The organism is Brevibacillus sp. NRRL NRS-603 (assembly GCF_003013445.1).
In the GTDB taxonomy this organism is placed as follows: domain Bacteria; phylum Bacillota; class Bacilli; order Brevibacillales; family Brevibacillaceae; genus Brevibacillus; species Brevibacillus formosus.
Genome location: NZ_PXZN01000013.1, coordinates 482,959 through 491,226, shown reverse-complemented (window position 1 = coordinate 491,226; position 8,268 = coordinate 482,959). Strand labels below are relative to the sequence as shown.

Here is an 8,268-nt window from a genome sequence, read left to right as displayed (position 1 = left end):
CCATCCGAAGACCTTCATCGTTCACGCGGCGTTGCTCCATCAGACTTTCGTCCATTGTGGAAAATTCCCTACTGCTGCCTCCCGTAGGAGTCTGGGCCGTGTCTCAGTCCCAGTGTGGCCGGTCACCCTCTCAGGTCGGCTACGCATCGTCGCCTTGGTAGGCCGTTACCCCACCAACTAGCTAATGCGCCGCAGGCCCATCTCCCAGTGACAGCCGAAGCCGCCTTTTCTTTTCGAATCATGCGATCCAAAAACCTATCCGGTATTAGCATAAGTTTCCCTATGTTATCCCAGTCTGAGAGGCAGGTTGCCTACGTGTTACTCACCCGTCCGCCGCTAGCCTCCGAAGAGACTCGCTCGACTTGCATGTATTAGGCACGCCGCCAGCGTTCGTCCTGAGCCAGGATCAAACTCTCCAATAAAGTTTGAAGATGAATCTGACTTCAAGTAAAACACAAGCTTATTTTCACAGATTAATTCTATTCCGGTTTTCAAGGAGCATTTCATTCCATCTGCGCCTCAAGCAGAGGCGACGCTTTTTAATATAGCATAGACTAAAACCTAATGCAATAGGGAAAACTAAATAAGTTTAAAAATGACGTCAAAACAAAGGAAGTGAACAAGGATGCGTGTGGTCAGCTACAACATTCATAGCGGCCGTGACCTCTGGTGGCGAAAACGTCTGAACGAAATGACTCTTACTTTAAAGGGCTTGCAACCAGACATCATCGGTCTTCAGGAAGTCCACCAAAACGGGAAGTATGGGTATCAAGCGAGCTACATCGCTGATCAATTACAATATCACCTGGCCTTTTCCCCTTCGATCTCGATAGGAGATGGGTATTACGGCAATGCACTGCTATCAAAGTACCCGCTTGAAAATGTCGATGCTATCGTTTTACCAGCCAGAAAAGAACAACGAACCCTCCTGTATGCAACCTTCCAGGGATTCGGTAGTACGATTACGCTTTGTGTTACACACTGCAGCTTAAATCAAATAAGCAGACTAGCACAGCTACAGCTCATGTCGACATTGATACAACAACACGTAAAAACCCCATTACTCCTAATGGGGGATTTCAACGCGAGTAATGTGTCCTTTACTCCACACCTGATGGACTGTGCTCTTGTCTCAGGTCAGGAAAAAAAACCAACGCTTCCTGCCTTCCGCCGACGTCTGGACTATATTTTTGTTTCGCATCACTGGAATATTGAGCACTACGAGCTGCTACCTGTCAATTGGTCCGATCACGTCCCGGTCATTGCGGATTTGAGGCTGACGGAATCCCCAGCTCACGGAGAATAAAGTCTTTGACATCTACCAGTCTTGCCGGGAGCGGAAACATCCCCGAAGCACCCGCAATCACTAACGGAATCAGCGAATCTTGCTTATGCAATGATCCGTGACTTCCTCCACCTAAATGCGTGGGAGCACATTCCGATAAAAATTCATAGCTCTCGGCAGCAGTAACAACTACCACGTCAACAGCCTGCGAGAACAGCGCCCCATATAGTCGAGAAAACGCATCCGGGTATGTATCAAAAGAAAGACACTCTCCATCATATTGCACATCCAGCACAGAAACGTCTCCTTCAACGGACCATGAAGAACCGTACGCATCTTGATACTCCCCGTTTCGCCAAAAACACATTTCCTGTTGTGTTCCGCCCCGACGCACCTTTACCTTCTCGCCCTCTTTCCAAGCAATCAAATCAATTCTTTCTTCCACACTTACCGCTTCTACAATAGAAATTGGATCCGTACCATTCACTGGATACAGAAAGGTCATACGCTCATTATTGCAAATGACCACTTCCACTTCTGGTGTTACATCGGTACCAAGCGCATGGATCGAAAAATTCGCAAGGAGATGATCCAGCGAAATATTGTGGTCTTCACTTTCTCCAATGACGGTTTGTCCATGATCACTGATCAAAATGCATACGTTTCTCTCCAGCATTTGCTCCCATGATGAGAAGCTATCCAGCAAACGAGCCAATTGCTTGTCCACATCTGCCAAGTGCTGTACGGCATCCTCCGGGGAATTGTGGAGTTTATGATCATTCTCTGGCAGATAGACCAGCGTAAAATGTGGCTGCTTGCCGCTGCGTATCACCTCAATCATAACATCGATTGCATATGTATCATTAATTCCGTAGCCTTCCAAAGCGGATTGGGAGAAATTCCATGGGACGGTACGAAATAATGCCGGGTTCACCAGCGTCCCCATACTCATAATCGTTGGACCACTCACATGCTCTCGCAGGGAAAAGGATGTGAGTGCATCAAGCAAACGTGGCATTTTCACCTTATGCTGCTTATGTCCGCGATGGGCGATAACATTGATGGAACCGGATACGAGATGGTTTTCTTCCAGTACCTCATGAATGGTTTTAACATCCTTGCTCAGATGACGTTCATTCAAATCAAAAAGGACATTTCCGCCACAGCTCGAAATCCCTATTTTTCGAATAGAAGCGACCCCATTAATATAGTTCACCATCTTTTTCTGCTCCGCATCATACCAAACTAACCCCGGTACTTTGTGCTGATCGGGGTAAACTCCCGTAATGAGGGAGCAATCTATCGAAGCCGTCATCGTAGGGAAAACGGTCACACAATCTGGTATGTACTGGCTATGCTCCATGAAAAACCGAAGCACCGGTGCTTTATTGGCAGCAATGCATCGCTCCAGAACATCAGGCATCATGGAGTCGATCAGGAAAAGTATGACCTTTTTCATTCGGCTGCCACCCTTCTCGTCGTAATAGTCATAGTCGCACTTGATAGTGTTCGATTTTCCATTACCGAGTATACGCCTGGAAAAGAAAAAGCCCCTGCTCGCCAAAAGCGACAGGGACCATGCTCACGAAGTAAATGTAAGAACGTTGACACCATTTTTTGTTTGCAGTTTCAGTGCAGGGTACTTCTTCAAATACGGAGCAAGCGCCACATAATCTTTTTCGCCAACGGACGGATCAGCCAGCAAATGCGAGAGTACAGCAGCTCGGATTTGCAGCCCTTGAGCCGTTTGTTTAAAGAGAGGGTCCACCGTAGGGAATGGGATTCCATTGATGACCGTGTCGCCTTCTGCGTCACTCAGTTCCCACGTATTGACGTTCAATGAATGGAGAGCTTCTACTACTTGTGCTCCATAATCCTCTACAACCATATCCGGCTGAAGCCCTACGTGATTCACCACGGTATGCTTAGGCGTAAAATATTCATTCAGTGTAAGCTTGAGTGCGTCACCGTCCGATAACGGAATAACCTGTTGGGCACTCCCTTTTCCATATGTCTTGGTACCCACAAGTTTGGCGATGCCATGATCACGCAGCGCACCTGACAACAGCTCAGATGCCGAAGCTGTTCCGCCATTTACCAAAATTCGCACTGGAATGCCGATATCCTGCCCATTTCGTACCCACGTCTCTACCTCTACCCCATTGCGATTCGTGGTATACATGAGCAAGCCTTCTTCCATAAAGAGGCTCGCGATGTCCCGCGCTGTGGACAAGTATCCCCCGCCATTATCCCGCAGATCTAATACCAATCCAGACAACGGTTTTTGCACACGGGAAAGTTCAGCTAGCTTATCTCTTACTTGGATGGCTCCTTCTGATCCGAAAGTTTCAAGACTGATATAGCCAACCGCGCCTTTTGTAAACATCTGTCCTTCCGCTTCTGGCAAGGTCATGGAGGCACGCTTCAGCTTTACCTGGTGCTCCCGTTTGTCAGATGGACGGTACACAGTAAGAACGGCTTCAGTGCCTTCGTTACCCCTCAAATAAGCATACGCTTCTTCAAAAGTCTTTCCGGCCAGCAAAGTCTCATTGACTTTGATCAATTGATCGCCTCGTTGCAAAGGAGATGCTGCTGCTGGAGAATTCGGAACGATTTCGCGGATGATAATATGGTCATTTTGTCGCCGCAGACGAAAGCCAAATCCGACAAATTGATTCTCAACATCAGATTGGAACAGACGCAATTCATCTTGGGTAAAAAATACACTGTGCGGGTCATTGAGCGTGGAGAGCATTCCATCAATCGCCCAGGTGTTCATCGTTGGCGCATCAAACCCGCCTTTCTTTTGCCATTCTGCAAGCCTCAATTCCAACTCGTCCCAGGTGTCATCTTCTTCTGAAACTTCGAACTGAACCTGTTTTTTCTGTTTGGCCTGCTCACTGACCACCTCTAGAGCCCCTTTTACCAATTGCTTGGCTGCCGGTTTGCTCAAGTGGCTCTCCATGACGTGCTGGAACACTTCTTCTGTTTCTTCGTAAGGAAACTCTGCAGCTTGCACAGGAAGAACAGTTGTGAGTAGCAGGACAGTTGCTACTGCCCATTGACTAATTCGCTTCATGGCGCCACCTCTTTTCGAACATCATCAGGTATTGAGAATGCAACATTGCTTGTAAAATCGTAATGGTCGGTACCCGAATAGGCTGCGTATTCGTCATTCTCATAAATTTCTTCGTAACGCCACGTATGTTTGACAATTTGGTCGCTAACTCGATCAATATAATACTTGTTCATGAACAAGGGAACGTCTTTTACTTTTCCTTGTCCGAGCGAAATTCCCTTGGATTTCTCTACCAGCATGGAGCCAGGAATCCATTCCGTAATGACATCGTAGTTCCCGTACGATTGCTTGTAGTAGCGAGCATGGAGCTCCTTGGCACGATCGGCTACCTTGACAGCACCAATCCACTCGTGCAAAAAGTCAACTTTATCCGTTCTACTCTTGCCCCATGTCTGCTGATCCGTATCGTACGAGTATTGCGTGTTTATTTTCCCATCTGTATAGGCGAGCAGCTTGTCTGATATTAGTTTTTGCGGAGATTGATAAAAGCCGGTTACTCTGCTTATTTGTTTTTCCTTGTTAACATCCTGCGTGTATGAGAATGTCAATCCGCTCAACACCGCTTCCCCTTTTATTTGGTAGGTGTCGGCATTGTCCAACTGGCGCAAAGAGTATCCCAAATCAGAAATAATAGCTGGCTGATCTTTTAAAGATGCAAACTCTTGACGCAACATTTTGTGCAGCTGATTCATTCTGCTGTCTGACGCTTTCGGCTTCATCGTAGCAAGAATTTCTTCTGCTTCCTGCATACGTCCTTCCTGCAAATAGTAATAGGAAGTATTCAACAAGGCCTCTGGGCTCCTGTCGGCAAATTGCTGGTATCGTGCCAATGCCAGGTCTACCTGACCACTCCTGATTTCTAGTGCCCCCATATAGATGGCGAGCGATTCCCATTCTTTGGAATTCCGCTTCACTTTTTGATCATAAGCACTCAGTCGGTCGAGCACTTTTTTGTATTGACTTTGATCCTTGCTCCCAAGCTGCAGGGCAATATCATATACATTGGCACTCAATACCCGGAGTGTGTCCGGGAGAATGATTCTGTCTTCTAAATAAGCGTCGATAGCAAGAAAAGCTTCATCCAAATTGGTTTCAATCGGTGTTTCAGGATTCCAGCTCAATAAATAGTGAACACCGACTTGATTCGGGAAAGAGGAATCGGCCAGCTTGCGTAACTGTTCAAATGTCTCGTCACTATCATTTCTACTGCGAATAGCGGCAGCCGCATCTACATAAATCTGTTCTTCTGTTGTTTTAGGATCTACATAGGTTGCGAATAACGGCAATACCTCATCGATATCCGGGACCATCGGAAACTTTTTCCCGTCGTAATCCAACAAAGGCATGATTCCATCCTGAAGGAAATAATTCACCATGCGATCAGCTGCGACTGCAGCATCTCCCCTCTTCACCCGATCCGTTTTTTCTCCATCTAGCCATCCCCAGGAACGCACTTCTTCCCAAGCATTTTTACTATCTGGGGACATGGTGAACATTTGCAATATCTTGGCAGCTTCTTCGTTGGTGATCGGCTGATTCGGCTTCATCATCTCACCAGGAAAAATATACTGAATCGCATTTGGGCCGTACAATCTATCCAAGATCGTGGAAATGCGAAGCGTTGGTTTGTACATCCACGTCAGGCGATCAACATCTTTATACGGCAAATACGGTTCCTGAAAACCTTCTGCCCGTGCCCACTCCGAATGCTCGGATAAGAAAGTAAGCGGATAGATCTGATACTGCCCACCGTAATAAAGACGATCAACCATAACAAGAAATTCCGCACGCGTCATGTCACGATTTGGGTAAAACTTCGGAACATTAGGACCAGCCTCAAACAAACCGAGCTGCACACCTTGAATGATTGCTTTTCTCGCCCAATGCTTGCTGATGTCATTGTATGGCAATAAGCCCCCAGCCGCTGATGCGACGCCGGGGGTGAGTAAGCTTAATGTCAGTAATCCACAAGAAATCGTCCGGATTAGTTTTTGCACATAAAATCCTCCTACACTTCATCTGGCAGGAAACAAAAGGTTAGTCCTGCTACGTCTTAAACAAACTGGAACGGATCTGTGTGCACGCGCGAAGGAATAACCTCTGTTTCGTAACCATTTGCCTTCAATTGTTCGAGCAAGATGGTTGCGAGCTTTTCCTTCATGATTTTTTCGATATTGTGACCAGCATCTACGATCGACAAGCCTTCTGCTTGCGCATCGTGTGCGGTGTGATAACCAATGTCTCCTGTTAAATAAACATCCGCACCTTTAAAAATGGCTTTGGAAACAAAGGAGCTACCGTCACCACCTACTACTGCTACTTTTTTCACTGTCGCATCCAAGTCACCAACTACGCGTAGACCATGGAGGGAAAAACGTTCCTTGACGAGCAAAGCAAACTCACGGAGCGTCAGTGGTGCAGGCAGATTACCAATACGCCCAATTCCGTATACCGTTCCAGACTGCTCTAAAGGAATGATGTCATAGGCGACTTCTTCGTAAGGATGGGCAGCAAGCATTGCTTTGACGGCAGCCGATTGCTTGGACGCAGGCACAATCATTTCGATGCGAACTTCCTCTGCTTTTTCCAGTTGTCCTGTCGAACCGATATAAGGATTCGTTCCTACCTCTGGTAAAAAGGTTCCAGTGCCTTCTGTCTGAAAAGAACAGTGGCTATAGTTACCTACATGCCCTGCACCGGCTTCAGCAAGTGCGGAAAACACTGCCTCCCTATGGGTAGCAGGTACGAATACGACGAGCTTCTTCCAAGCCTCTCGTGAAAGAACATCTAATACATCTACATCAGTGAGTCCAACCGCTTCTGCGAGCCAATCGTTCATTCCCCCATACGCAACATCCAAATTGGTATGGGCTGTGTATACCGCAATATCGTGCTTGATCAGCTTTTCAAACACACGTCCTGCGGCTAGATCCGTCCGGAGGTGTTTCAGTGGTCGATAAATGACAGCATGGTGAGCCACAATCAGGTCTACACCCTCTGCAATTGCTTCATCCACAACAGATTCAAGCACGTCTAGTGCGACCATCACTTTTTTCACCTTTTTTTGCAAGGTGCCTACATGAAGACCAATCTTGTCGCCTTCCATCGCCAACGATTTTGGCGCCAGACGTTCTACATATTGGATTACTGTTTGCCCGTGCGCAAGCATGCGATCACCTCATCGATCCATTTTACTTCTGCTTCGATTTCTTTAATTCGTTCTGCTGCTTCCGGCTTGTCCGAACGCTTTAACTGAACGATGACCTTTTGCCATTTTTCTTGCTCATGCAGCCACTTCTCTTGTAAAACCTCTGATTTTTCCTCCCAAAGAAATGGACCAATGCGAAGGAGCTCTTGCTGTGTACGGTCTTTGCCCTCATAAGGCAAGGTAGGATTGCCTCGTTCTGCGACGAGAATCTCATAAATTACGCCGTCTTCCTGCAAAATGGACTCCGCAATTAACTGCCAACCATTCTCTATCATCCACAGACGAACCGCTTCTTCCCCTACGTTTGGTTGCAGAATCAGGCGTTGCACACCTTCAAGTTTGTCTTTTCCTGCTTCCAAAATGGAAACGATCAGTTGTCCGCCCATTCCAGCAATGCAGATCACATCTGCTTCGCCAGGCTGTACTACCGCGAGCCCGTTTCCTTTACGCACCGAAGCGCGGTCTTTTACCTGCAAAGTATGTATTTGTTTTTGTGCCGCTTGAAAAGGCCCTTCATTCAATTCGCCTGCGATCACGAAAGAAGCAATTCCTTTTACAAGCAAATAAGAAGCCAACAACGCATGATCCGACCCGATGTCGGCGACGCGGGCTCCTTCTGGACAATAGCGGGCAATCGTTTGTAGCCGCTTGGATATTGATACTGATGTCATCTGTATACTCACCTTCCGTTGCCTC

Annotated in this window: 6 protein-coding genes and 1 rRNA gene; 1 reads left to right on the top strand and 6 read right to left on the bottom strand. The window is 47.1% G+C overall.

Annotation, left to right across the window (positions count from 1 at the left end; translation table 11 throughout):
- Window positions 1-422 (bottom strand): 16S ribosomal RNA (locus tag C7R94_RS30295); the annotation flags it as partial.
- Window positions 423-625: 203 nt separating this feature from the next.
- Here C7R94_RS30295 and C7R94_RS14245 point away from each other — a divergent pair.
- Complete coding sequence (locus C7R94_RS14245; protein WP_106782085.1) at window positions 626-1,306, top strand: endonuclease/exonuclease/phosphatase family protein; 681 nt, start codon at window positions 626-628, stop codon at window positions 1,304-1,306.
- Here C7R94_RS14245 and C7R94_RS14240 read toward each other — a convergent pair.
- The 5 genes from C7R94_RS14240 to C7R94_RS14220 all read right to left on the bottom strand — a co-directional run bounded on the left by C7R94_RS14240 (window position 1,260) and on the right by C7R94_RS14220 (window position 8,243).
- Entirely contained in the window at window positions 1,260-2,744 is a 1,485-nt protein-coding gene (locus tag C7R94_RS14240) for an alkaline phosphatase family protein (protein ID WP_106782082.1), read from the bottom strand. The two genes, C7R94_RS14245 and C7R94_RS14240, sit on opposite strands and share 47 nt — an antisense overlap.
- 123 nt (window positions 2,745-2,867) lie before the next feature.
- Window positions 2,868-4,364 (bottom strand): S41 family peptidase, encoded by a 1,497-nt coding sequence (locus tag C7R94_RS14235; RefSeq protein WP_106782080.1) that lies wholly within the window; start codon window positions 4,362-4,364, stop codon window positions 2,868-2,870.
- On the bottom strand, window positions 4,361-6,361 hold the full coding sequence (locus C7R94_RS14230; RefSeq protein ID WP_106782077.1) for an S-layer homology domain-containing protein: 2,001 nt from the start codon (window positions 6,359-6,361) through the stop codon (window positions 4,361-4,363). The genes C7R94_RS14235 and C7R94_RS14230 overlap by 4 nt, the downstream gene beginning before the upstream one ends.
- A gap of 56 nt (window positions 6,362-6,417) precedes the next feature.
- Window positions 6,418-7,533: a Nif3-like dinuclear metal center hexameric protein gene (locus C7R94_RS14225; protein WP_106782074.1), complete on the bottom strand. Its 1,116-nt coding sequence runs from the start codon at window positions 7,531-7,533 to the stop codon at window positions 6,418-6,420.
- A complete protein-coding gene (locus C7R94_RS14220; RefSeq protein ID WP_106782071.1) occupies window positions 7,509-8,243 on the bottom strand; it encodes a tRNA (adenine(22)-N(1))-methyltransferase in 735 nt (244 codons plus the stop codon). Before C7R94_RS14220 ends, C7R94_RS14225 begins: the two co-directional genes overlap by 25 nt.
- Window positions 8,244-8,268: the final 25 nt, after the last annotated feature.